Genomic DNA, 23,108 nt, shown 5'->3' on the forward strand with positions numbered 1-23,108 from the left:
TGCTGACTTCTGGTACAAGTACGTTGGCTTCGACGGTCGCATCATCGGTATGACAACATTCGGTGAGTCTGCACCAGCAGATCAACTGTTCGAAATGTTTGGTTTCACTGTAGAAAACGCAGTAAACACAGCAAAAGAACTGCTAGCTTAATCGCTAAGTATTGTCAGTTTTCTCTATTGCGAATTTGAAAACTGAAAAGCCCCGCTTCGGCGGGGCTTTATTTTATCTATCCAATTTCAAAAACGATTCAACGCTCTAGTTCTAGTTCTAGTTCTAGTTCTAGTTCGAATCATTTCTCCTCAAACTGAATCGCAAGTCGATAAAAGTCTTGAACTTGTTCTTTCAACTGCTTACTGTTTTGTTCCACAGAATGTGTCGCGGCTAAGTTTTGCTCTGCTGTCGACGCAATAGAATGAATGTGCTGATTCACGTCGCTAGAAAGCTGTAACTGCTTATTGGCAGAGTCCGCGACATTCACCATCAAACCACTCATGGTTTGCATCATCTGTTCTACCTCAGACAAACGCGCCGCACTTTGTTCAGCCACTTGCGAACAGGTGTCTGTTTGATCTTTATTAGCGATGATATCCTTCTGCCAGCCTTGAATCGTCATTAGCATAGCTTCAATCGATGCTTTAATTTGCTCAGTCGCATTCGAGGTACGTCCAGAAAGCGCCCTCACCTCATCAGCCACAACAGCAAAGCCACGACCTTGTTCACCCGCTCGCGCTGCCTCAATTGCAGCATTGAGTGCTAGCAGATTAGTTTGATCGGCAATCCCACCAATCTCTTCCATTAATTGACTGACCTTTTGTGCTTGGTCGCTCAATTGATAGGTCGTTTCTGTCGCCTTCTCAGCTTGTAAGCTTAGTTGCGCTAGGTTCGTATGGGTTTGGTCGATGGTCTCTTTCGCCATTAAGCAGGATTTCAACGTATCATCAATCAGCAGATGAGCATCGTGAGTGCTGGATGAAACCGAATTCGCTGATGCCTCCATCGAGTCAGCAGCATCACGAACTTCATGAATGTCTTTGTTCTGCTGCGTCAAAGCAGTAAGTACTTCTGCGGTGGTATGACTTAACTCTTCAGCACAATTTTGGAGCGGTCTTGCCGAGTCCGTCATACGCCCCAAAACGGTACGAATACGAGCAGAGAGCATTTTGATGTGAAAGTCCGCGATAGAGAATGGCTTATTACCGGAGTACACCAAGCGACTCACACTGTCGTATTGTGCTTGCAGTTTTTTAAACTGTTGCGGCGTATCAATGAGTTCTTGGCGGAATAACACAGTAAGCACGCCTGCCGGTAATAATGTCGCAAGCCAAGCGAGTGGCCCTTCAAGTGATAAAGCAAAGCTAGTGACCGGTGCGGCTAATGCACCTAGAAGAATCGCATAGCGTAGTGTTTCATTTAACTTCAGTGACCATGCACGTCCCGACTTCTCTGCTTTCAAAAGCCCTTGGTAAGCCTTAGAAGCGATATCAACCCATTCACGCTTTGGTTTCACACGAACCGATTGATAGCCCACCATTTGATGGCCTTCATAAATTGGGGTTACGTAAGCATCGACCCAATAGTAACCACCCGACTTCGTACTGTTCTTTACAATTCCGCGCCACGCTTTGCCTTTTTTTAGGCGAGCCCACATATCACCAAAAGCGGCTTTGGGCATATCTCCGTGACGAACGATATTGTGGTTTTGTCCGAGCAGTTCGTCGTGGCTGTATTCAGCGATTCGACAAAATGCATCATTACAGTAAGTAATGACACCTTTAAGATCGGTTGTTGAGACCAGCTCGTCAGAATCCTCTACGAGGGTTTCTTGAGCTTTATTGGAAGTTGAGACTGACATAGATGAGGCTTCTATAGTTTTTATTAAATTGCGACAGGTTATATACACGATTGTTATATTTATTACAAAATGCTAGAGAAAAAACCTTACAGATGCGACATTTCGAGCTCGAAAAACTTACTTAGATAACAATAATTAACCAATTATTTTGTGGGTTGTGAGCCGATAGACAAAAAAGACCCAGCGTACATAACTGGGTCTTATAAAATCTTGAAGTTGATTTATGCAACTTGAGATTCAGAGTTATTATTCGCCTTGATAAAAAATATTCCCATCACCAATAGGACAAAAGGCAGAACGTACAAATTCAAGCTCTGCCATCCTACGGTAGATTCCAACCAACCAGACAAAAGCGCAGTAACGGTAACGCAGCTGAACACGAAAAACTCATTAAACGCCTGCGCTTTACTCTTGTTCTTTGCTTCATAACTCTGACTAAACAAGCTTGTGGCGGCGATAAACATGAAATTCCATCCAACCCCGAGTAAGATCAACGCGGTACTGAAATGCCAAATAGAAAGTCCGTGCATATTAATCGCGATACACGCAATAAACAGTACTCCACCAGCTAAGATCATCTTCTTCGCACCAAACTTCTCGATCAAACTGCCCGTAAAGAAAGCAGGAACAAACATGCCCAAGACATGCCATTCAATCACGCCGGCCGCTCTGGTAAAGTCAAAGCCACAACCAATCATCGCCAATGGAGTTGCTGTCATCAGAATATTCATGACAGCATAGGCAACCATCGCGGCTAGAACTGCGATCATAAAGTTAGGACGGCGAACAATGACTTTTATCGAGTCTGTTTTTAAATGCGAACTCTGGGTGTGTGCCGAGGGGAATCGAATCGTTTGAAGCAAAATGAGTGCGGTAACATACAAACCAATCAATACAGCAAAAGCACTAATATACAGTCCATCGCTTGACCACTTTTGTGAATAGACAGCGAGGTTTGGCCCTAATACTGCGGCAAGTACCCCACCCGCCATGGAAATAGAAATTGCGCGGTGCCTCGCAGATTCATCACAAACTTCGATCGCAGCAAATCGATAGAGCGTACCAAATCCAATCCCTACACCTAATAAGAACGTAGAAGCACAAAACAAAGTGAAGTTTTCTAACGAAAGCGCATAAGTTGCTAATGAAGCGCCAAAGATGCCAATAACGTTACCCAAGCTAAAACCTAGACGACGCCCCAGTTTTCCCATAATTAAGGAAGCAGGAATCGTCGCTGACATTAAGCCAAGAAATTGCAACGCTACTGGCAGGGTAATCATGCTTGAAGAAGGAGCGATTTGCTTTCCGATGAGCGCGATGACTGAGATTAAGAGAATGTTCCCTGTCATTAATAAAGCTTGGCAAAGTGACAATAGCCAGACGTTTCTGTTCATCTCATTCCTTGAGTGTTTTTTAATCTATACCCACACCATAACGGATTTAAAACTAAAACACATGACTTATGTGCAACACGTTTAATCTTGTTTTGGTTTATTTGGATATAACCGATTTCATTCTATGTTTTCAGAACATTAAAAAAGCCAGCGAGTTGCTGGCTTTGATGAACACGAAATATTGATGCTTATTTAGCGCGACGAGCTTTTACAGCATCTGATAACTGACGAAGAACGGTTTCCGTATCTTCCCAACCAATACATGCATCTGTAATAGATTGGCCGTAGTTAGCGACTTTGCCATCTACTAAGTCTTGACGACCTTCAACAAGGTGAGACTCAATCATTACACCGAAGATTGCGTCTTCGCCGCCAGAAATCTGCTCTGAAACATCATCAGAAACCAGCATTTGACGTTTAAATTGCTTAGAGCTATTTGCGTGGCTGAAGTCGATCATGACTTTCTTCGGCAGACCAGCAGCATCTAGCTCATCTTTGATTTGTGCTACATGAGACGCGCTGTAGTTTGGCTCTTTACCGCCACGTAAAATGATGTGACAGTCAGGGTTACCTGCCGTTTCTACGATTGCAGAGTGGCCGTATTTTGTCACTGATAAGAAGTGGTGAGATGCGCTTGCAGAACGGATTGCGTCGCTAGCGATCTTGATGTTGCCATCAGTACCGTTTTTAAAGCCAACTGGGCAAGACAAGCCTGACGCTAGCTCACGGTGTACCTGAGATTCAGTCGTACGTGCACCGATAGCACCCCAGCTAATAAGGTCAGCGACATACTGTGGCGTGATCATATCTAGGAATTCACTTGCCGTAGGAAGGCCCATGTCAGTAAGGTCAAGCAACAGCTTACGACCAATACGAAGACCGTCATTCAGCTTGTAAGTATCATTTAGGTACGGGTCGTTGATTAGACCTTTCCAACCAACGGTGGTACGTGGCTTTTCAAAGTAAACACGCATAACCACTTCAAGTTGCTCACCTAATTCATCACGAAGCACTTTGAGCTTTTTGCCGTACTCGACAGCAGCTTCTGGATCGTGAATAGAACATGGACCAACGATCACAAGCAGACGGTCATCTTTACCTTCAAGAATATTGTGGATGGCATTACGACATTCAAAAGTGGTTGTGGAAGCAGTTTCGGTTGCCGGAAATTTCTCAAGAACTGCAACAGGTGGCAATAGCTCTTTTACTTTATTAATTCTTACATCATCAGTTTGAAACATTACTTCTACTTCCTAATTACTATCCCAGACCCACTAATTTGCCCAAACTTTACTCAGTGCAACATTGTTCACAAAGCAAGCAATAATAAGGGCTGTGGGCTTATTTAATTGTGTCAATGCAAGTAACTTATCGGCTTAGAAGAACAGTTGCAAACACTTTTTTAAAAAAAATGCAAATTAACACCCTATGTTCAAAACAAAACACAGTGTAAATTTTAATGTACAGGAAAAGTTCAAAATAATCATATATTTTCCTGTAACTTTGAAAAAGTTGTCTACAATGTAAGAAATATCAGAAGTTTGTGAGGGAGTTCGCGACTAAAAGTGTAGCAAGATCTAAGATATTGTTGCTTGATGTTAAATTAAATGACTATTAAACTAATTTCTTATAACTACCTAGTTTTACTCAAATTGTTAAAACAAAGTAGAAATTAATATGCAATCAATACAAGGAAACACTATGAAAAAAGTAGCAATTGCAGTAGCAGCAGTGGTAGCTGGTGGTTTAATTAACTCTGCTCAAGCTGAAATGTATATCGGGGGCAAAGTAGGCATGACTACACTAGATGATGCTTGCTATTTAAACAGCCCTTGTGATGATGATGCTTTCGGTGCCGGAATGCACATCGGTTACGACTTTACCGATATCATTGGTCTTGAGTACGGCGTTGATTACTTAGGTAACTACGAAGCTAACTTCAAGTCAGGGGCTAACACAGTTGATACGATTGACGGCGATCTATGGGCACTAACGCTTGCACCTAAATTCAACTGGCATCTAAACGATACGTGGAACCTATTCGCGAAAATCGGTGGTGCTTACATGATCTCTGGTGACGAGAAAGACTTCGTTCCTACCGGCTCATTGGGTGCGGAATACACTATTGATAGAAACTGGAGCGTTCGTGCAGAGTACCAACGTTACCAAGATATTTCTGACGACGTACTAGATGACATGGATGCTAACTTCTTCGGTATCGGCTTTAACTACAAGTTCGCAGCAGCACCTGTTGTAGCAGCAGTAGTAACAGAAGAGGTGATGGAAGAAGAACCAGTAATGATGACGAAGACGCACAAAGAAGAGTACGGTACAGGTACGTTTGAATTCGACAGTGCAACACTTACTGATTCAGTATCTGAGCGTCTAGACAACTTCGTTAACTTCTTGAACGAGTACCCACAAGCTCAAGTTGAAATCACTGGTTACACAGATAGCTCTGGTCCAGCGGCATACAACCAAAAACTGTCTGAGCGTCGTGCACAAGCTGTTGCAGATTACCTAGTCGCAGCAGGTATCGATGCAGACCGCTTCACAGTTAAAGGTATGGGTGAAGAGAACCCTGTAGCTGACAACAGCACTCACGAAGGTCGCGAGAAGAACCGCCGTGTTGAAGTTGTAGTTCCTGAGTTCCAATACGAAGAACTAGTTCAACCAGAATAAGAGTTACCGCTCTAATTTCTAGTCTAAGGGATGTTTCGGCATCCCTTTTTGTTTGCCTCTTAATTTGTTCACTTCATTACCATTTTCCGCTAAGACTCTCTCAACTCGCTCACTGTCTAAATCAAACTTCTTGTTTGTTCCGTCATAACACTTCTGGTTCGAGCTCTTATATCAAAGGCGACAGTTTAAGCTCATAGATTAAGGATTTGTTCAGCAAGACTTGACGGGGTTAAACAGAAAGCCGTGTGGCAGTTCTTAATGAGCTCTCCTCCTCTCTCCCGTTACAAACTAAAGCATGATTCATAAATCCTCAGCTAACGGCACAGCGCTCAAAAAGGTATTTATCAAAAGGTTTGGTTCACACCACTAAGTAGTTACACCGCAATATGATTAGATATAAAGACCAACAAAAAACCGCACCTGATCAGTGCGGTTTGGAGAAACAAAGAAGAGAGCATCTATAGCGAGAAGATCAAACCAAGATAATGGTCTGCCAACAAAGCAACAAATAAAGCGAGTAAGTGATAAATGGAGAATTTGAATGTCTCCATAGCGCTATTTTGTTCAGGTGAGAACTTCAATTTCCACGCGTGATACATAAAGCCAATGTTCAGAAGCAAAGAAGAGAAAAGATAAACCGAACCGACCATACCCACCAGCACTGGCAGAATACAAACGAGCGTGAGTAGAACTGTGTACAGAAGAATCGAAGTTTTGGTGTACTCAATACCATGGGTGACCGGGAGCATTGGAATATTCACTTTTCGATAATCTTCAACACGATGAATCGCTAATGCCCAGAAATGAGGTGGCGTCCATATAAAGATAATCATCACCAAAAGCCAAGCATGGGCGTGTAACTCTCCTGTCACTGCAGTCCATCCTAAAAGTGGCGGCATAGCACCTGCAATTCCAGCAATTACAATGTTTTGTGGGGTCGCTCGTTTAAGATACATGGTGTAAACCACCGCGTAACCGAGCAAGCTTAAAAACGTCATCCAAGCTGTCAACGGATTAACCAGTGCATACAGAAGTCCAAAACCAACAACACCTAACGTAACAGCAAACAACGCGACTGATAACGGATTCGTGTCACCAGAAGGCAGAGGACGCTTATGAGTTCGAGCCATTCGCGCATCAATTCGGCGATCGATGAGGTGATTAAACGCTGCCGCGGAGCCAGCCATCAAGCCAATACCGATAAGGCCAATCGCCGCTTGTAGCCAAGGAAAACTGGCCACCGGCGCTAAGCTCATTCCGACAATGGCGGTAATCAACATAAGCGCGACGACTTTGGGCTTTGTTAGTTTTAAATAAGTTGAACCGAGCTTCTTCTTACCACTTTCTAGAGGTAATGCGATTTCTTTACTCATAGCGAACTCCTTTCGCTTGATGACTCCAACGAGCTTTACCCTGCCATAGGTAGAACTGACTAACACAGATAAGTGAAAGCATGATCGCTGCGCCTAAATTGTGCGCGACTGCCACATAGATAGGAAGTTGGAACACAACATTGCTTACGCCCAATAGGATTTGGCAAACCAAAGCTAAGCCAATCCATACACCCAAGCGCTGAGAATGGTGTGAGTCTTGTTTTAATAGTAATACGCAGTAAATCAGCACAACACATGCGGTAATAATGGCACCAATACGATGGCTGACATGAATTGTCATTCGAGCTGGGTAATCTAGAACACCAAACTCATAGTTATCAAACCCTGTTTGCCAGAAAGAAAACGCCTCTTTCCAAGATAAGTAACTGGTCCAGTTCCCCTCACAAATCGGTAAAGCGGTGCACATAAGAGCGGCGTAGTTGGATGATGTCCAACCACCAAGCAAGACCTGTGTTAACACTACACCAAAAGCGATCAAGGAAAAGGTTCTTACGTTTTTTGAAGATGGCGAAAAGTAGAGGCTGTTCTGAGACTTTATCTGACAATAGAATACCGCTTGGAGAGCAAGCAATGTAAATCCGCCCAGTAGGTGCAACATAACAATCACTGGCATGAGTTTTAAAGTTACGGTCCACATTCCCAATGCTGCCTGACCAATAACTAAGACGCAGAGTAAAATCGGAATCGTCGCATCAACACGTTCAGCCCTAACGGCAACAATCGCCATCATCAAAATTACGAGCCCTAAGGTGCCCGCGAAATAACGATGAATCATCTCCAGCCAAGCTTTTCCCTGTTCCACTGCACGTTCTGGAAATAATGCATTCGCTCGAGAAACTTCAGCATCGGTTTGAGGAACGAGTAATTGACCGTAACATCCCGGCCAATCTGGGCACCCTAAACCTGCATCAGCGAGGCGTGTGTATGCGCCCAGCATAATGACGACGAGGGTAAGACAAAGACTGAACTTAACTAAACGTTCTAACGCCATATCACTCTCTCCCTAACCTACACGTGATAACTTCAATAGTTTTCGTAGATCCGCCAAAACGTCTTTACTTAACTGCACCAAATCCTCGTTGGCTTCCGGTGTATAAGCCATCACAAGCTGCCCTAATGGATCAACGATCAGCATTTGCCCTGCTTGTACTTTTTCCGACAACGAATCATTCATTTGCATCACTATCATCGTTTCGCTCGTACTTTCTGACAGCTTTGATGTCCAAATAACTGGGACGACTCGCTCTTGGTACTTGCCCAACGCAATATGACTCTGCTGTATGAGGTGAAGTTGTTGCTGACACTGCTCTTGGCAATCAGAAGGCAACACATATGCCAATTGCCACCCTTTTTCACTCAGAGGCGATGTCTGCCCCAATTGTTCAAATGTGGTATAGGGCTCCACAAGCTCACCTCTATTAGTCACACCCTTTTCATACCAGCCTTGACTAAGCACTACTTTGGCAATTATTGCCGGGAGAGCAAAAAGGACAATTAGCGACAACAATACAATTCGTCCTTTCGTGACTGCATTTGTCATACCTCACCTCCTTGTGAGCGTGAACTTTTGAACCATCGAATGAAGATCATCACAGTGATAAGCAGAAATACACCCGCCATAGCAAACCATTGAAAGGAGTAACCAAAATGCTTAGCACTGGTTAATGGCAAAGGATTCCATGGGAAAGAATACGGCCATCGGACTAAATTGTTTGGCTGTACGACGGTCGGCATTAATTCGACATTGAGTAACTGGCTCAGTTGATTGATATTGAGGTTTTGCACGCGTATCGTATCGCCAACTTCTGCCATCAAGTCAGAACTCAAAGGGTTCATCGATTTACGATATAAACGCCCAGTAACCTCGTAAGGAGCTTGTAAAGTTTCCACTTTAGGTAATACAGAGCGTGACGCGCCCCCTTTAACAAACCCTAATTCTAGGAGAGTCAATGTGGTTGGGTCTTGGGTCAAAGAAACGACTTGAAACGCTAAATACCCCACTGCCCCTTCATACGTCTGGTTATCTAAAAGGATGACCGGAAGTGCCTCCGGAGTCACACTGGCTTTTACCTTAATGCCAATCACACTCTCCTCACGCCAATCATTGCTCTCCAGTACAGTACGTATATCCTGATAAGGTGCATTCGCTCTTGCCAAAATAGCTTGTTCTAAAAGCTGCTTTTCGTTACCACGTTCGAGCTGCCAGAAGCCCAGTTTGACCAATAGAGAAAACACGACCACAGTTAAACAAACAGCAATCCAAACCCATTTCGATAACATCAAAAACGAAACCGGAGGTGCCATGTCCACCGTATTTCTGTTCAAATTAACGCTTGTCCTTTTGCTGCTTTTCATCATCTTTAACCTCGCAAAAGCGCTTATCGAAATGGTTCGCGAAGACCCAGAGGACTCATCGAAAAAAGGCAAACCAATGAGCCATTACCTCGGTCGTCGTGTCATGTTTTCTGCGTTAGTCGTGATACTCCTTCTGATTGCTCTAGGGGCAGGATGGATCGCCCCTAACCCTCGTCCTTACTAGTTTTACAGGACATAAACAAAAACAAATAAACACAGCCAAACCACATCTACAAAGTGCCAATACCAGCTGCCAGCTTGGAACGCAAAATGGTTTTTAGGTGAAAAGTGATCCTTGGCGATGCGAAACAGCAATACGATGAGGAAAATGGTACCGAGGCACACGTGCAAACCGTGGAAGCCCGTGAGCATAAAGAAGGTATTGCCATAAACGCCCGATTGCAGTGTCAGCCCAATATCTTGATAGGCGTGCGCATACTCGACCGCTTGGTAATAGAGGAAGAAACCAGCTAAGACGATGGTGATCTCCAACCAAACAATCAGTGCTGTTCGCTTATCTTGTTCTAGGCTGATGTGTGCCATATGTAACGTAATCGAAGACAATAGCAACAAAATCGTATTGGTTAATGGAATGCCTTGCCACGGCATTGCTTGGGTCGTATCACCACCCGGCGTGGTAGTGAGTGGCCATATCGCCTCGAAAGCAGGCCACAACACTTCATGAGTCATGGCATTGTTATCTGCGCCACCTAACCAAGGTACGGAAATCATTCTTGCGTAGAACAGAGCACCAAAGAACGCACCAAAGAACATGATTTCTGAAAAGATGAACCAGCTCATCCCTTGTCGAAATGAACGAGTAATTTGCGCGCTGTACTTTCCGGTAAGGGATTCGGTGATAACGTTACTGAACCACCCGGCCAACATGTAAAGCAAAAACAGCATACCAACCGCAAGAATAATGCCTCCTAGCGTCCCAACCGCACCGTCACTTTGAGTGCCTTGAACGGTCATTCCAGCACCGACAGCGACAAGGAATAACGCAAATGCCCCTACAATAGGCCAGCTGCTTTGTGCGGGAACATAATAGGTGTCAGGCTTGTTACTCATGAGTTCTCTCCTTACAGACGCACTTTGGTTTGAGGCGTTAAGGTCTGTTTCTCACTCCCTGAGAGGCTAGCTGTCGAAGACTCGCCCGATTGAGGAGGAAATTTGTAGAGTGTGTAAGACAAGGTCAATGTATGAATTGAATCCGGCACGTCCGGCTCAATGTAGAAAATCAAAGGCATACTCGCTTGTTGCTTACCTTCCAATGGTTGTTGATTAAAGCAAAAACACTCGATCTTATTGAAGTAAGCCGCACCAGTACCCGGCGATACGGAGGGCACAGCTTGTCCTACTAAATCTTCACCGCTTTGATTAAAAGCAAGATATTCAGTTTGAATCACTTCGCCGGGATGAACATCCATGGATACAACTTCTGGTTTGAACTCCCAAGGCATGTCTGGACTGACGTGCGCCATAAATTCCACACGAATCGTTCTACTGATATCCGCTTGCATGCCTGTGGGTTGAATCGCTGCGACCTCACTGGTTTTACCGTTAATACCCAATGCATCGCACATAATGTCGTAGAGCGGTACGAGGGCAAAACCGAAGCCGAACATCATTGCTGTCGCTAACAGCAACTTGATAGTGAGTTTCTTATTGGATGAATTACTTGGCATCTCCCTCACCTCACTCTTTTATTAATCGACTTTTGGCGGCGTTGTGAACGTGTGGTGTGGCGCTGGACTTGGCACTGTCCACTCTAGACCTTCCGCCCTCTCCCATGGCTTGGCTGGTGCTTTTTCACCGCCACGGATGCATTTAATCACTAGCCATAAGAAGATAAGTTGAGAGAGGCCAAAGGCAAAGCCACCTATCGATACGATTTGGTTAATGTCCGCAAACTGGATGGCGTAATCAGGAATACGTCTTGGCATCCCCGCTAAACCCAAGAAGTGCATTGGGAAGAACAATACGTTGACCGAGATGATGGAACACCAGAAATGCCACAGACTCAGCTTGTGGTCATACATATTGCCCGTCCACTTCGGTAGCCAGTAATACGCAGCCGCCATAATCGAGAACACCGCACCAGATACCAAGACATAATGGAAATGCGCGACAACAAAATAAGTGTCATGGTATTGGAAGTCCGCAGGGACAATTGCCAGCATCAAGCCTGAAAAGCCACCTATCGTGAATAGGACAATAAAGGCGATGGCAAATAACATCGGTGTCTCGAACGTCATGGCTCCTCGCCACATGGTCGCCACCCAGTTAAACACTTTCACCCCGGTTGGCACGGCTATTAACATGGTGCAGTACATGAAGAAAAGTTCGGCGAATACTGGCATCCCTGTGGTAAACATGTGATGCGCCCACACTAGGAATGAAAGCAGCGCAATACTACAGGTAGCGTAAACCATCGAATGGTAACCAAACAGTTTCTTGCCGCTAAACGCCGGAATGATTGCCGAGACAATACCAAACGAAGGCAAGATCATGATGTACACCTCTGGGTGACCAAAGAACCAGAAAATGTGTTGGAACATCACCGGGTCACCGCCACCAGCGGCATCAAAGAAGCTGGTACCGAAGTATTTGTCGGTCAAAACCATGGTCACCGCACCAGCTAATACGGGCATCACAGCTATCAGCAAGAACGCCGTGATTAGCCAAGTCCAGACGAACATTGGCAACTTGAACCATGTCATACCTGGTGCACGCATGTTTACGATAGTCACGATGACGTTGATGGCACCCATGATGGAACTGATACCCATGATATGGACTGAGAAAACAAACAACGCCGTACTGTCAGGGCCGTAGGTTGTAGAAAGTGGCGCGTAGAAAGTCCACCCGAAATCAGGACCACCGCCCGGCAAGAACAAAGAGCCGATCAAAATGAGGAAAGCAAAAGGTAAGATCCAAAAACTCAAGTTGTTCATTCGCGGTAACGCCATATCCGGCGCGCCAATCATCATCGGGATCATCCAGTTAGCTAACCCGGTAAACGCAGGCATGACGGCACCAAATACCATCACCAAACCATGCACGGTCGTCATTTGGTTGAAGAACTGAGGATCAACCAATTGCAAACCCGGTTGGAATAACTCAGCGCGAATGATCATCGCCATCGCACCGCCAGTGAGGAACATCGCAAAACTAAACCATAAATAAAGCGTACCGATGTCTTTATGACTGGTGGAATAAAGCCAACGCGCTAGCCCTTTTGGTGCGTGATGATGATCGTTGTCGTCTTCAATCGCAATGGTAGTGTTTGCGGTAGTTTGCGCTTCTGCAGGAGCAGACTTCACCGCTTTTTCAATCGGCTTACTCATATTTCCTCCTTGGCACTTTCTTGTGCCTTAAAGGCGTTAACATCAGATGCTTGAACGGTATCGCCGGTGTCATTTCCCCAAGCATTTCGTTGATAGGTAATAACAGCAGCAATTTCTTGATCGCTAAGTTGGTTAGCAAAAGCTTGCATTGCGGTACCAGCTCGTCCGTTCACCAATACATCGATGTGAGCAACAACTGGGCCTTTAGCTATTTCGCTGCCTTTAATCGCCGGGAATGCGCCCGGAATGCCTTCACCGTTCGCTTGATGACACACGGCACAGCGCGCGGTGTAAATCGACTCACCTTGTCCCATCAAATCTTCCATTGAAAGGTCTTGTGTTAATGCTTCTTGTGCAGCCGCTTTTTGTAATGCAATTTCTTGTTTCTTGTCTGCCATCCATTGGTCGAAATCGTCTTCCGCCATCGCATGAACGACAACCGGCATGAAACCATGTGCTCGACCACAAAGCTCTGCACACTGGCCGCGATACACACCCGGTTCGTCAATCTTGGTCCATGCTTCATTGATAAAGCCTGGGATCGTATCTTTCTTAACTGCGAAATCAGGCACCCACCAAGAGTGGATTACGTCATCAGACGTCATTAAGAAACGAACTTTACGGTTGATTGGTAAAACGAGCGGGTTGTCCACTTCGAGTAAGTAGTGCGCCCCTTTCGCTTCGATGCCATCAATTTCTTTCTGGCTGGTAGCAAGCAGGCTGAAGAATTCGACATCCTCGCCAAAGTAGTTGTAATGCCACTTCCATTGAGAGCCTGTGATCTTCACAGTGAGGTCAGATTGAGTTGTGTCCTCCATCGCCACCAACGTTTTTGTGGCTGGAATCGCCATGGCAATGAGGATAATGACGGGGATGATGGTCCAGATAATCTCCACTTTGGTGCTTTCATGGAAATTGGCCGCAACTGCCCCTTTTGACTTGCGGTGTCGGAAGATGGAATAGAACATCACACCAAACACCACAAAGGCGATGGCACAACAGATGTAAAAGATCAGCATATGTAATTCATACACTTGCTCACTGATCCCTGTGACACCTCTCGTCATGTTGTAATCGTTTTGCTCTGACCAACTGTACGAAGAAAATGTGATAAAAATCACACTCATTAATAAGGCTAGAGTAGTCGCTAATCTTTTCAAAAGATCTCTCCTCTGCTCAGCCGCTGCGCTTGCGCGAGCTTCCTTGTTTCCCGATGCAAATATCGAACAAATTTACAAAAAATCACAAAAACTACGATTTCAATGCACTTTGTTATATTTATGTTAAAAGGCTAGTTATAGTTCAATAGTTCTTCAAGAAATAAAATGTGAATAAATTCTGTACAGAGAGAAAAATAAATTCGGTTTATCGATTGCCCTCTTTGAAATGTAATTGAGAACCATTTACATTAATAAAAAGAAAACATTGGGACACTTTCCTGATAAAAGTGTCTAAACAAGTAGGCTCCCCCTGCTAAGGAAAGATGAATATGACAACACAAATTACTCAATGGCTAGCACGAGATCCTGACCCAAAAACTCGTGAAGAGCTTCAGCACCTAGTCGATGCGAATAACGAACAAGAACTGACAGATCGATTTGGCTCACGCTTAGTATTTGGTACGGCAGGTCTGCGCGGTAAAGTTGGTGCTGGTACAAATCGCATGAACCGTTTGGTGATTCAAGAAACAGCAACTGGTCTCGGTCACTATCTGATTGAACAAGTGAAAGACGCATCGTCTCGTGGTGTTGTTATTGGTTACGATGGTCGCCCAGATTCACAACAGTTCGCACACGATACGGCTTCCGTACTTACTGCTTTAGGCATCAAGGTTTACCTAACCTATAAAGTAGCGGCCACACCAATTGTTGCTTTTGGTGTTCGTGAGTTAAATGCAGCAGCAGCTGTGGTTGTTACCGCAAGCCATAACCCGCCTGAGTATAACGGCTTTAAAGTGTACTGGGAAAATGGCGCACAGATTATTCCACCGCACGATTCTGGTATTGCTGCAAAAATCGATGATGCAACAACAAAGCCGCTTCCTCTGATGTCACTGGACGATGCGAAAGAAAAAGGTTTGCTAGTTTGGCTCGAAGACGAGTACTACCAGACATACCGCAAAACAATGAACAACAATGCACTGCTAACACCGGACAGCAACACAGATATCTCGATTGTTTACACGGCAATGCACGGTGTCGGTGCGGACATGGCAGAAACCTTGCTCGCAGACGCTGGCTTTAAAAAAGTGGCAAGCGTTCCAGAACAGCGCGAGCCGGACGGCACGTTCCCTACCGTAAACTTCCCGAATCCTGAAGAAGCAGGTGCAATGGACATGGTGATGGCGCTAGGTAAATCTGTCGATGCTGACATTGCTTGCGCGAACGATCCTGATGCAGACCGTTTTGCTGTGGCCGTAAAACGCCCAGATGGCGAATACCAGATGCTAACGGGTGACCAAGTGGGTTCATTGTTTGGTGACTACTTACTGCAAGGTCAACCAAACGCACTTGTTGGTAATACCATTGTGTCTTCTCGTCTATTGAGCAGCATTGCTAAAGCACACGGCGCAGAATACTACCAAACGTTAACTGGCTTTAAATGGCTAACCAACGTAGCAATGACGCAAGAGACAGAAGCAAATCCGTTCCTGTTTGCTTACGAAGAAGCACTAGGTTACACCGTTGGCAATAAGGTTTGGGATAAAGATGGCCTGTCAGCGCTGGTCGCTTTCTCTCAATTGACAGGTAAATTGAAAGCACAAGGCAAAACGCTGTGGGATAAGTTAGAAGAATTGTACCGCCAACACGGTTTCTACTTCAACGCGCAACGCAGCATTGCGCTTGACCCTAAATCACCACCAATCGGTGACAAACTTCGCGCAAATCCACCGACAGAGATCGCGGGTAAACGCATTGAAGTGATCGAAGATCTGAAGTCATCACTTCGCTTTGTGACCGATGGCCCAACAGAAGCAATCAACTTACCAGCGAGTGACGTACTGATTTACCACCTAGAAGACAAATCACGCGTGATTGTTCGCCCTTCAGGTACTGAACCGAAGTTGAAGTGTTACTACGAAGTGATCAGCGACTTCCCTGCAGAGATGGATTACGCACAAGCTAACCAAGCAGCGGAAGCGAAAATGAACGCACTTATCGAAGCGCATCAACAAAGTTTGTAATTCGAGTTTGAAACATCGATTCTGTGACAACAGAAAATAACAAATCGCAAATAGTAAATAGTAGAAGAGGCGCATCGTGCGCCTCTTTTTTGTTCAATTCAAACCAAATCAAGCAATCTGTTTTTGCAGGAAATGTTTATCAATACCTGCTGCTGGGTAACCTGAATACTGCCCTACTTTTTCAAAACCCAATTTCAAGTAAAAATCGAGCGCTTGAAAGCTATAGGTATCGAGGTACAAGTGCGTCACCCCATGTGGTTTCACTTGTTCTTCCAATAGAGAAATCAGTTTGCTTCCCAATCCCGAAGTACGTGCCTCTGCATCTACCCAAAGATATTCAACGAACACGGTGTTATTGAACATCTCTCCCGTGAGTCCACCAATCACTTTACCCTCGTCATTGCGTGCAAAACAGCCAACTGTGTTTACATCCCCATCCGGTAAATGCATGCGGTTATATGCTCGGATACCATCACGAATAAAGTCGAGATCGTTTTGTTCTGGGTTGAGTTTAAATTCAAGTTTCATACTGCCACTCCTTGGAAATCAGAGTGATACTAAAACAAAAAGCCAGCGAGTGCTGGCTTTTGTTCAAAAATCTGATTGTTCCTACACTTTACATTGCGAAACTACTGAGCATCCACACCGCAAGAATAACGAACACCAAGCCCATTAGCTTACCTTGGTACATGCGGAATTTATCGTTTTCCAATAACCCTTTACCCAATGTCCCCGCCAAAGCAACCAGCAAGATATTGAATAGCAAACCTAATACGTTTAACAGCAAACCAAGCGCAAGCATTTGCTCACCCAACGATGCGGTAATGTTGCTAGAGACAAACTGAGGTAAAAACATCACGAAGAACACCAAGGCTTTCGGGTTCAGCAGGTTACTCATCAAAGCGCGTTGATAGTAAGTCGATGCCATTTTGTTTTTCTGATCAAGTTCTGGTGCAGCAGAAACGTCCGCTCGTAGACAGTCCCAGCCCATTTTTAGTAAGTATGCGCCCCCCAGCAGATGAAGCGCTTTTAATGCGATTGGGCTCATTGCAATCAAGGTTGACACGCCCATTGCGGCCAATAAGGTTAAGATCACACCGGATGTCGCGTTGCCCAAGCTCGCAAACAGACCAACTTTCTTACCATAGCTCATGCTAGAACTGGCAATCAGCAACATGTCAGGTCCAGGTAACAAAAGAAGTGCAACAACAGCAGTGAGATAAACAGGAAGTACAGATAAATCGATCATGGTGGAACTGGCTTTCTAAAACAGGCGGCGGATCTTATACCAATGAATAGATAACAACCAGACCAAATATCTAACCAAGGAGTAAAATTCAGAAAATAGAAAAGGTTTAATGTTCAATTTAAAAACAATTAACCTTTTTGGTGTTTATTTTTAATACCGATAGCAATTTTGTACAAAAATAAGCAGGATGGATCCGGTAGACTCCAAATGATGTGATGCCACGATTAATGCTTGCGCAGTTCGGAACAAGATGAAAGAAAAGAATAAGGAAATCGCGACTTTTAAGATTGCTCAAGAGCTCGGTGGCTTGGAGCTGCTCGACGCAAAGTACGAAAAACAGAATTTCTCTCGTCATAGCCATGAAGGCTACACCATCGGTGTGATTGAAAAAGGCGCGCAACAGTTCTTTCGTACTGGCGGCAACCACATCGCACCGCAAGACAGTATCATTCTTGTCAACGCCGACGAGGTGCATAATGGTCATTCAGCGTCAGAAGGCGGTTGGGAATACAAAGCCATGTATCCCGTACCAGAGCAGTTTCAAACACTTGGGGAAGAACTTGGCGCACCCAATGTCGCGCAGCCCTACTTCCCCCAACCTGTCGTTTACGATCCGGAACTCGCAAACCAACTGCGGTTGGTGTTCGATACTCTAGAGAAGTCCGATAACCGCTTATTAAGAGAGACACTTGTCTACGGTACGTTGGTCAAGCTTGCCAGCAAGCACAGTACACATCGAGCCCCTCTTCAAGATGCAACCAAAGCGCAAAAGCAAGTACATCTGGTCAAAGAGTTTCTTGAAGACTTTCCTCAAGCCGATGTCTCTTTAGAAGAACTAGCGAAATTAGCGGGATTAAGTCCTTTTCATTTGTTGCGTGAGTTTCAAAAGCAGTTTGGTTTCCCACCGCACGCATTTCAGATTCAACAGAGGCTCAGAATGGCGAAAAAACTGCTCAAGCTAGGACAAAAGATTTCCGACGTTGCTCAAGAGTGTGGCTTTCACGATCAAAGCCATTTGCATCGTCACTTTAAAAAAGCCATGGGCGTAACGCCTGGGCAGTACATCAAGCATTGTTAGCAATTTTGTACAAGGCAGCGTGCTGAGGTCAGCCTACCTTAACAGCATGTTTTTCTATTTAAGTTGAAGTTATGGATACTACTTTGCCAACTCATCAAGACTCAAAATCCTCACTCTTTTTACAAGGCACCATCGCAATGATGCCATTGAGCATTGCTGTATTGCCTTGGGGATTACTAGCCGGCTCATTTGCCATCGATACTGGCTTACACCCTTTGGAAGGTCAGGCGCTTTCCGCCATTCTGTTTGCAGGCTCCGCACAGCTCGTGGCTATGGGGATGATTAAAGCAGGCGCTGGCTTGACGACTATGTTACTGACTACCTTTTTTATTACCTCTCGCCATTTTCTTTATAGCGTTTCAATGCGCAGTAAAATTTCGCCATTGCCATTAAAGTGGCGTCTTTCACTTGGCTTCTTACTCACTGATGAGCTATTTGCCATCGTCGGGCACCAATCCGATAAACAATTTGATCGATGGTACGCCCTTGGCGCTGGATTAAGCTTTTATCTCTTCTGGAACTTCGCAACGCTTGCTGGCATCGCTGCTGGCAGCTTGATACCTGAATTGAATGAACTCGGATTGGAATTTGCGGTTGCAGCCACCTTTATCGCGATTGTGGTGCCAACGATAAAAACCATTCCCGTGTTATGCAGTGTGTTGGTGGCATTAGTTAGCTCAGTGGCGCTGAACTACTACCAAGTGGAAGGGAGCTTGATGTTCGCGAGCATTCTCGCCATGTTGACGGGCTATTTTGTAGAACAATTTACGACGAAAGCCCCAAACATTGAGAATACACCGGAGGAACGCCAATGATCTTTTTGTCTATCTTAGCCATGACAGCCTTGGTATTCACTAGCCGTTATCTGTTCTTAGAACCAAAATTACCGCTCAGGTTGGGGGTAAGAACTCAGAAAGTATTGAGCTACGCAAGCCCTGCAGTACTCACCGCGATCTGGGCTCCAATTGTGTTTATGCCAGAGGGTAAACTTAGCGTCACATGGCAAAATCCATTCCTATTGGCAGCTCTATTAGCAGCTGCGATTGCGTACCTCACCAAGAATGTCTTGCTCACCACCATAGTGAGTATGGTCGCGTTCTTATTGCTTCGAATTTGGTTGTAAGCTCACAGCTAAGCAGCTACCCACTCAATCTCTAACAAGGTGATGTCTCCACACTTCAAGCGCCCAAGGAAGACATCGCCTTGATGCACTTCTCCCACGCCCTTTGGTGTGCCTGTCATCACGACATCGCCATCTTCTAGTGTTGTATAGCTCTTCAGCTCATCGAGAATACTAACTGGTGGGTAAAGCATCTGTTTAACGTGCCCTTTTTGAACATGAACACAGTTAATCAAAAGCTCTAAGTTGAGATCGTCTATATCGACACCTTGAAGAGAGTGGAATCGACTGAATACCGCTGAACCGTCAAACGCTTTGGCGCGCTCCCACGGTAACCCTTTTTCTTTGAGGGTAGATTGTAAGCCGCGTTTGGTCAGATCCAGACCGAGTCCAACCGCATTGTATTGACCATTTTTGATCAGAAAACAGATTTCTGCTTCGTAATGCAAAGGCTCTTGATGAAATGAGGTGAGTTTAGTTGAAACAGAAGTCGCCGGTTTATTAAACACGACCATTTGCTCTGGCATGGCATTATTGAGCTCTTGAATATGCTCAACGTAGTTACGCCCAACACACAGAACTTTACCAACTTTGACTTTCTTCTCTTCAACCTGAACGACGCTCATTGCTCTTCCCTGCAAAACAAAACGCACATGATAATCTAACTGCTTGAGTTGCCCACACTAGTTCCCGCTCTGGAATGTTAAAAACAAGACATTCAGCCCGTTTTGCTCTCGCACTCTTCAAGACGAAACTCTCTGGTTTATCAAACAACAGATATGAAAAAAGCCAGCACGAAGCTGGCTTTTATAGTAACTAGGACAGGTTACTATTATAGGTAGTAACGAGCACCAAGTGCCCATTTGTCGTCTGTTTTACGATCGTTAGCATCGTTTAGGTCGAACTGGTAACCAGCGTAACCAACAAACTTAGAAGTGAAGTTGTATTCTGCTTGAACAGCCATCTCTTCACGTGCAGTTTCAGTTTTGCTGCGGTTAAACTCTTTACCTTCAACCATTTCGTAGTTGATGCTTAGGTTTAGGCTGCTTGGTAGAGCGTATGCTAGTAGTGCTTCGTACGCATCACTTTCTACAAGGCGAGCGCCGTTTGTGCCGAAGTTCATGTTTTCGTTTGAACCGTATACCGCTGCAACGTATAGGCCTTGACCGTATGAACCGTATGCCGCAGATACTAGGTGAGATTCAGCAGATTGCTTGCCTACAAAGTTTGCTTGTTGGATATCACCACCGTTGTAGGTGTAACCGATTTTTGCGCCCATGATTGCGTAAGAAAGTGCAACTTGCATACGGTCATCGTATTCAGCGCCGTCTTCTTTAGCACCTTGCCAACCTAGACCGAAGTTGATTGCACCAGCTTCACCTAGCTCGATTGCGTTGCGGTAAGAAAGCATCTTGTCCGCACGACCAGTACCTAGAGCACCGTGGTCATCGTAGATAAAGTCGTTCGCAAACGCGATTGGCATATCAGCAACACCAGCTACGTCGTAGTAAGGTGCCCATTGAGTACCACCAACTGCACGGCCGTATACGTCGTGAGTTAGACCTAGGTAGCCAAGACGAGTTGTGAAAGAGTTGTCGCCACCGTCTAGGTAGTTAAGAGCCCACTCACCACGAGCGTCAGCTGTGAAGCCGTTGCCTAGGTCTTGAGTTGCTGTGAAGTTGATACGTGGAGAGTTAGTACCTACATCTGTGTCGCCTTGCTCAGAACCGTTTAGGTTAACTGAAACGTGACCACCGATAGAGAAAGTAGTGCCGTCGTTGTTGTAAAGCTCCACTGCTACTGCTTGTGTACCAAATGTTGCTGCTGCGATCGCTGCTGCTAGGAATTTTTTGTTCATTATAAAATCCGTGTATTTATGCATTAGTTTATAAGTCAGTCTTATACAAAAGTGGATTGGGGCATCTCTTCCACCAATGTCGCGTCACTTTTGCTTAACAACTGCTAATCAATGTATTTCAGAAGTTCCCAAGAGCAGAGTGAAAAGATGTAATAAAAAAGAAAAATGGCAAACGTTTAGCTCGAATCAATACACAAATTTGGAAAACAACACCTAAAAACAGAAACATTTTGTTACATCCATGAAGAAACACTAAGCATAAGTTATTGTTAAACGGTCAGATAGTCGAATATTTAAGAAACCCAATGTTACATTTCGGGTAAAGAAATATGATTAGGAACTTTTTTAAAAACACACTGTCAATTAAGTAAGACAGAAACATCAAAAAAGATAAAAAGCCCTTTCCTCTTATTTTCATGAATAGGAGGGCATTCATGCATTTGAAATAAAAATGCAATGGAATCATAACTTAACAGAAATCTATCTTTCATTTTCGCGGTTTACCTTAAGCGTCATCGACACAAATCGAGCAAGTAAGCTCATCGATTACAACTAGGGTAATAAGAAAATGAAAAAGGCAGCACTAACTACTGCAGTTCTAACAGCATTGGTATCATCACCATCTTTCGCAGCAACAGTTTACAAAGACGACGGCACTGAATTAAAAGTTGGTGGTCGTGTTGAATTTCGTGGTGACTTCATCGGTTCAGACGGTGCTGAAATCGATGGATCTATGGAAGATGCATCACGTGCACGTCTAAACCTAAAAGGTAAGACAGACATCGGTAACGGTCTTTCCGCCTTTGGTGTTTACGAAGCGGAACAAAAAACAGGTAAAAGCGAGTTTAAAAACCGTTACATGTACGCAGGTGTGAGTGCTGATGCAGGTGATTTTTCGGTAGGTCGCCAAGACATGGCTGCTGTTATCATCTCTGATATGACGGATATCACTGAATTCTCAGGTGTTCAACAAGTTATTGATTCATCTTCTGATAAGCAAGACAGCGTATTCGCTTACCGTGGCGAATTTGATGCTCTGCAAGTTCAAGCAACTTACCAAGCTAACTCTGGTGACAGCCAAGACAAATACGGCATCTCTGGCCTTTATTCTCTACCAATGGGTCTAGACCTAGGTCTTGCTTACTCTGGTGGCGATGTAGATAAAGATAACTCAGAAGACCAAATTCTTGGTGGTATCGCTTACTCTCTAGAAAACCTTTACCTTGCAGGTACATACTCACAAGGTGCACTAGATGATTCTGAAGACTTCACCGCTTACGAAATTGCAGCAAGCTACAAACTAGCAAGCAAGTTCACTGTTGTTGGTCTTTACACATACCAAGAAAACGATCCAAATGGTGGCGCAAAATACGATGCTCTTGATGGTTTTGAGCTAGTTGGTTACTACAAGCTTAACAGCAACTTCCGTACTTACCTTTCTTACTACATGAACCAACTCGACGAAGAGAAGGATGCAGAAGGTAAAGTGATTCAAGGCGAAGACACACTACGTCTAGGCGTACGTTACGACTTCTAATAAAAACTTGTCCTAATAGCGAGTCTTTTGGCCGGCACTATTGTGTCGGCTTTT

At 44.7% G+C, this 23,108-nt stretch carries 23 protein-coding genes; 8 read left to right on the top strand and 15 right to left on the bottom strand.

Features of this window, described 5'->3' with window-relative positions; all coding sequences use genetic code 11:
• A partial coding sequence (locus tag VCHENC03_RS28215; RefSeq protein WP_009706146.1) for a transketolase-like TK C-terminal-containing protein occupies positions 1-151 on the top strand: 151 nt, incomplete at its 5' end.
• Between the two features lie 139 nt (positions 152-290).
• Here the strand turns inward: VCHENC03_RS28215 and VCHENC03_RS12355 are convergent.
• From VCHENC03_RS12355 to aroG, 3 genes are all read right to left on the bottom strand, one after another.
• Positions 291-1,853, bottom strand: coding sequence for a methyl-accepting chemotaxis protein (locus tag VCHENC03_RS12355; protein ID WP_009706147.1), 1,563 nt, complete (start codon positions 1,851-1,853; stop codon positions 291-293).
• Positions 1,854-2,074: 221 nt separating this feature from the next.
• On the bottom strand, positions 2,075-3,247 hold the full coding sequence (locus VCHENC03_RS12350; protein ID WP_032802764.1) for an MFS transporter: 1,173 nt from the start codon (positions 3,245-3,247) through the stop codon (positions 2,075-2,077).
• Positions 3,248-3,435: 188 nt separating this feature from the next.
• Positions 3,436-4,488: a 3-deoxy-7-phosphoheptulonate synthase AroG gene (gene aroG / locus VCHENC03_RS12345; RefSeq protein ID WP_009706150.1), complete on the bottom strand. Its 1,053-nt coding sequence runs from the start codon at positions 4,486-4,488 to the stop codon at positions 3,436-3,438.
• Between the two features lie 460 nt (positions 4,489-4,948).
• On the opposite strand from aroG, the gene VCHENC03_RS12340 reads away from it, so the two are divergent.
• On the top strand, positions 4,949-5,929 hold the full coding sequence (locus VCHENC03_RS12340) for an OmpA family protein (protein WP_009706151.1): 981 nt from the start codon (positions 4,949-4,951) through the stop codon (positions 5,927-5,929).
• A gap of 458 nt (positions 5,930-6,387) precedes the next feature.
• Here the strand turns inward: VCHENC03_RS12340 and cyoE are convergent, their stop codons facing one another.
• From cyoE to VCHENC03_RS12325, 4 genes are read right to left on the bottom strand one after another with little or no spacing between them, the layout of a single operon-like run.
• Positions 6,388-7,302, bottom strand: a complete 915-nt coding sequence (gene cyoE, locus VCHENC03_RS12335) for a heme o synthase (RefSeq protein ID WP_009706152.1) — start codon at positions 7,300-7,302, stop codon at positions 6,388-6,390.
• Positions 7,295-8,314, bottom strand: coding sequence for a COX15/CtaA family protein (locus VCHENC03_RS12330; protein ID WP_009706153.1), 1,020 nt, complete (start codon positions 8,312-8,314; stop codon positions 7,295-7,297). Before VCHENC03_RS12330 ends, cyoE begins: the two co-directional genes overlap by 8 nt.
• Before the next feature lie 12 nt (positions 8,315-8,326).
• The gene (locus VCHENC03_RS0125920) at positions 8,327-8,863 is read right to left on the bottom strand and encodes a hypothetical protein (protein WP_032802765.1); all 537 of its coding nucleotides are present in this window, start codon (positions 8,861-8,863) and stop codon (positions 8,327-8,329) included.
• Complete coding sequence (locus tag VCHENC03_RS12325) at positions 8,860-9,627, bottom strand: SURF1 family protein (RefSeq protein ID WP_009706155.1); 768 nt, start codon at positions 9,625-9,627, stop codon at positions 8,860-8,862. Before VCHENC03_RS12325 ends, VCHENC03_RS0125920 begins: the two co-directional genes overlap by 4 nt.
• Between VCHENC03_RS12325 and VCHENC03_RS12320 the strand changes: the two genes are divergently transcribed.
• Positions 9,626-9,862, top strand: a complete 237-nt coding sequence (locus VCHENC03_RS12320) for a DUF2909 family protein (RefSeq protein WP_005425979.1) — start codon at positions 9,626-9,628, stop codon at positions 9,860-9,862. The two genes, VCHENC03_RS12325 and VCHENC03_RS12320, sit on opposite strands and share 2 nt — an antisense overlap.
• Positions 9,863-9,864: 2 nt before the next feature.
• Here the strand turns inward: VCHENC03_RS12320 and VCHENC03_RS12315 are convergent, their stop codons facing one another.
• From VCHENC03_RS12315 to coxB, 4 genes are read right to left on the bottom strand one after another with little or no spacing between them, the layout of a single operon-like run.
• Positions 9,865-10,749, bottom strand: coding sequence for a cytochrome c oxidase subunit 3 (locus VCHENC03_RS12315; RefSeq protein ID WP_009706156.1), 885 nt, complete (start codon positions 10,747-10,749; stop codon positions 9,865-9,867).
• 11 nt (positions 10,750-10,760) lie between these two features.
• Positions 10,761-11,366, bottom strand: coding sequence for a cytochrome c oxidase assembly protein (locus VCHENC03_RS12310; RefSeq protein WP_009706157.1), 606 nt, complete (start codon positions 11,364-11,366; stop codon positions 10,761-10,763).
• A 21-nt stretch (positions 11,367-11,387) separates the two neighbouring features.
• Positions 11,388-13,028: a cytochrome c oxidase subunit I gene (gene ctaD, locus VCHENC03_RS12305; RefSeq protein ID WP_009706158.1), complete on the bottom strand. Its 1,641-nt coding sequence runs from the start codon at positions 13,026-13,028 to the stop codon at positions 11,388-11,390.
• Complete coding sequence (gene coxB / locus VCHENC03_RS12300) at positions 13,025-14,188, bottom strand: cytochrome c oxidase subunit II (protein ID WP_009706159.1); 1,164 nt, start codon at positions 14,186-14,188, stop codon at positions 13,025-13,027. Before coxB ends, ctaD begins: the two co-directional genes overlap by 4 nt.
• 329 nt (positions 14,189-14,517) lie before the next feature.
• On the opposite strand from coxB, the gene VCHENC03_RS12295 reads away from it, so the two are divergent.
• On the top strand, positions 14,518-16,212 hold the full coding sequence (locus tag VCHENC03_RS12295; protein WP_009706160.1) for a phospho-sugar mutase: 1,695 nt from the start codon (positions 14,518-14,520) through the stop codon (positions 16,210-16,212).
• A gap of 108 nt (positions 16,213-16,320) precedes the next feature.
• Here the strand turns inward: VCHENC03_RS12295 and VCHENC03_RS12290 are convergent, their stop codons facing one another.
• Both VCHENC03_RS12290 and VCHENC03_RS12285 read right to left on the bottom strand, forming a co-directional pair.
• Positions 16,321-16,740 (bottom strand): GNAT family N-acetyltransferase, encoded by a 420-nt coding sequence (locus VCHENC03_RS12290; protein WP_009706161.1) that lies wholly within the window; start codon positions 16,738-16,740, stop codon positions 16,321-16,323.
• Between the two features lie 88 nt (positions 16,741-16,828).
• Entirely contained in the window at positions 16,829-17,461 is a 633-nt protein-coding gene (locus tag VCHENC03_RS12285) for a LysE family translocator (RefSeq protein WP_009706162.1), read from the bottom strand.
• Between the two features lie 250 nt (positions 17,462-17,711).
• On the opposite strand from VCHENC03_RS12285, the gene VCHENC03_RS12280 reads away from it, so the two are divergent.
• From VCHENC03_RS12280 to VCHENC03_RS12270, 3 genes are all read left to right on the top strand, one after another.
• Positions 17,712-18,539 (top strand): AraC family transcriptional regulator, encoded by an 828-nt coding sequence (locus VCHENC03_RS12280; protein WP_009706163.1) that lies wholly within the window; start codon positions 17,712-17,714, stop codon positions 18,537-18,539.
• Positions 18,540-18,610: 71 nt separating this feature from the next.
• The gene (locus VCHENC03_RS12275) at positions 18,611-19,354 is read left to right on the top strand and encodes an AzlC family ABC transporter permease (protein ID WP_009706164.1); all 744 of its coding nucleotides are present in this window, start codon (positions 18,611-18,613) and stop codon (positions 19,352-19,354) included.
• A complete protein-coding gene (locus VCHENC03_RS12270) occupies positions 19,351-19,662 on the top strand; it encodes an AzlD domain-containing protein (protein ID WP_009706165.1) in 312 nt (103 codons plus the stop codon). The genes VCHENC03_RS12275 and VCHENC03_RS12270 overlap by 4 nt, the downstream gene beginning before the upstream one ends.
• A gap of 8 nt (positions 19,663-19,670) precedes the next feature.
• On the opposite strand, the gene VCHENC03_RS12265 is transcribed toward VCHENC03_RS12270, so the two are convergent.
• Positions 19,671-20,285: a fumarylacetoacetate hydrolase family protein gene (locus tag VCHENC03_RS12265; protein WP_009706166.1), complete on the bottom strand. Its 615-nt coding sequence runs from the start codon at positions 20,283-20,285 to the stop codon at positions 19,671-19,673.
• A gap of 206 nt (positions 20,286-20,491) precedes the next feature.
• Positions 20,492-21,517: a porin gene (locus tag VCHENC03_RS12260; RefSeq protein WP_009706167.1), complete on the bottom strand. Its 1,026-nt coding sequence runs from the start codon at positions 21,515-21,517 to the stop codon at positions 20,492-20,494.
• Between the two features lie 568 nt (positions 21,518-22,085).
• Here VCHENC03_RS12260 and VCHENC03_RS12255 point away from each other — a divergent pair.
• A complete protein-coding gene (locus tag VCHENC03_RS12255) occupies positions 22,086-23,054 on the top strand; it encodes a porin (RefSeq protein ID WP_005435562.1) in 969 nt (322 codons plus the stop codon).
• The last annotated feature ends 54 nt before the right edge of the window (positions 23,055-23,108 follow it).

The organism is Vibrio sp. HENC-03 (assembly GCF_000305755.2).
GTDB lineage: Bacteria > Pseudomonadota > Gammaproteobacteria > Enterobacterales > Vibrionaceae > Vibrio > Vibrio owensii.

Excerpts from the sequence above, each read along its gene's own strand:
- VCHENC03_RS12290 (WP_009706161.1), bottom strand. The coding sequence starts at position 16,740 with ATGAAACTTGAATTTAAACTCAACCCAGAACAAAACGATCTCGACTTT.
- VCHENC03_RS12295 (WP_009706160.1), top strand. The coding sequence starts at position 14,518 with ATGACAACACAAATTACTCAATGGCTAGCACGAGATCCTGACCCAAAA.
- cyoE (WP_009706152.1), bottom strand. The coding sequence starts at position 7,302 with ATGAGTAAAGAAATCGCATTACCTCTAGAAAGTGGTAAGAAGAAGCTC.
- VCHENC03_RS12315 (WP_009706156.1), bottom strand. The coding sequence starts at position 10,749 with ATGAGTAACAAGCCTGACACCTATTATGTTCCCGCACAAAGCAGCTGG.
- VCHENC03_RS12275 (WP_009706164.1), top strand. The coding sequence starts at position 18,611 with ATGGATACTACTTTGCCAACTCATCAAGACTCAAAATCCTCACTCTTT.
- aroG (WP_009706150.1), bottom strand. The coding sequence starts at position 4,488 with ATGTTTCAAACTGATGATGTAAGAATTAATAAAGTAAAAGAGCTATTG.
- VCHENC03_RS12270 (WP_009706165.1), top strand. The coding sequence starts at position 19,351 with ATGATCTTTTTGTCTATCTTAGCCATGACAGCCTTGGTATTCACTAGC.
- VCHENC03_RS12325 (WP_009706155.1), bottom strand. The coding sequence starts at position 9,627 with ATGGCACCTCCGGTTTCGTTTTTGATGTTATCGAAATGGGTTTGGATT.
- VCHENC03_RS12350 (WP_032802764.1), bottom strand. The coding sequence starts at position 3,247 with ATGAACAGAAACGTCTGGCTATTGTCACTTTGCCAAGCTTTATTAATG.
- VCHENC03_RS12265 (WP_009706166.1), bottom strand. The coding sequence starts at position 20,285 with ATGAGCGTCGTTCAGGTTGAAGAGAAGAAAGTCAAAGTTGGTAAAGTT.
- ctaD (WP_009706158.1), bottom strand. The coding sequence starts at position 13,028 with ATGAGTAAGCCGATTGAAAAAGCGGTGAAGTCTGCTCCTGCAGAAGCG.
- VCHENC03_RS12255 (WP_005435562.1), top strand. The coding sequence starts at position 22,086 with ATGAAAAAGGCAGCACTAACTACTGCAGTTCTAACAGCATTGGTATCA.
- VCHENC03_RS12285 (WP_009706162.1), bottom strand. The coding sequence starts at position 17,461 with ATGATCGATTTATCTGTACTTCCTGTTTATCTCACTGCTGTTGTTGCA.
- VCHENC03_RS12260 (WP_009706167.1), bottom strand. The coding sequence starts at position 21,517 with ATGAACAAAAAATTCCTAGCAGCAGCGATCGCAGCAGCAACATTTGGT.
- VCHENC03_RS0125920 (WP_032802765.1), bottom strand. The coding sequence starts at position 8,863 with ATGACAAATGCAGTCACGAAAGGACGAATTGTATTGTTGTCGCTAATT.
- VCHENC03_RS12320 (WP_005425979.1), top strand. The coding sequence starts at position 9,626 with ATGTCCACCGTATTTCTGTTCAAATTAACGCTTGTCCTTTTGCTGCTT.
- VCHENC03_RS12340 (WP_009706151.1), top strand. The coding sequence starts at position 4,949 with ATGAAAAAAGTAGCAATTGCAGTAGCAGCAGTGGTAGCTGGTGGTTTA.
- VCHENC03_RS12330 (WP_009706153.1), bottom strand. The coding sequence starts at position 8,314 with ATGGCGTTAGAACGTTTAGTTAAGTTCAGTCTTTGTCTTACCCTCGTC.
- VCHENC03_RS12310 (WP_009706157.1), bottom strand. The coding sequence starts at position 11,366 with ATGCCAAGTAATTCATCCAATAAGAAACTCACTATCAAGTTGCTGTTA.
- VCHENC03_RS12355 (WP_009706147.1), bottom strand. The coding sequence starts at position 1,853 with ATGTCAGTCTCAACTTCCAATAAAGCTCAAGAAACCCTCGTAGAGGAT.
- VCHENC03_RS12280 (WP_009706163.1), top strand. The coding sequence starts at position 17,712 with ATGAAAGAAAAGAATAAGGAAATCGCGACTTTTAAGATTGCTCAAGAG.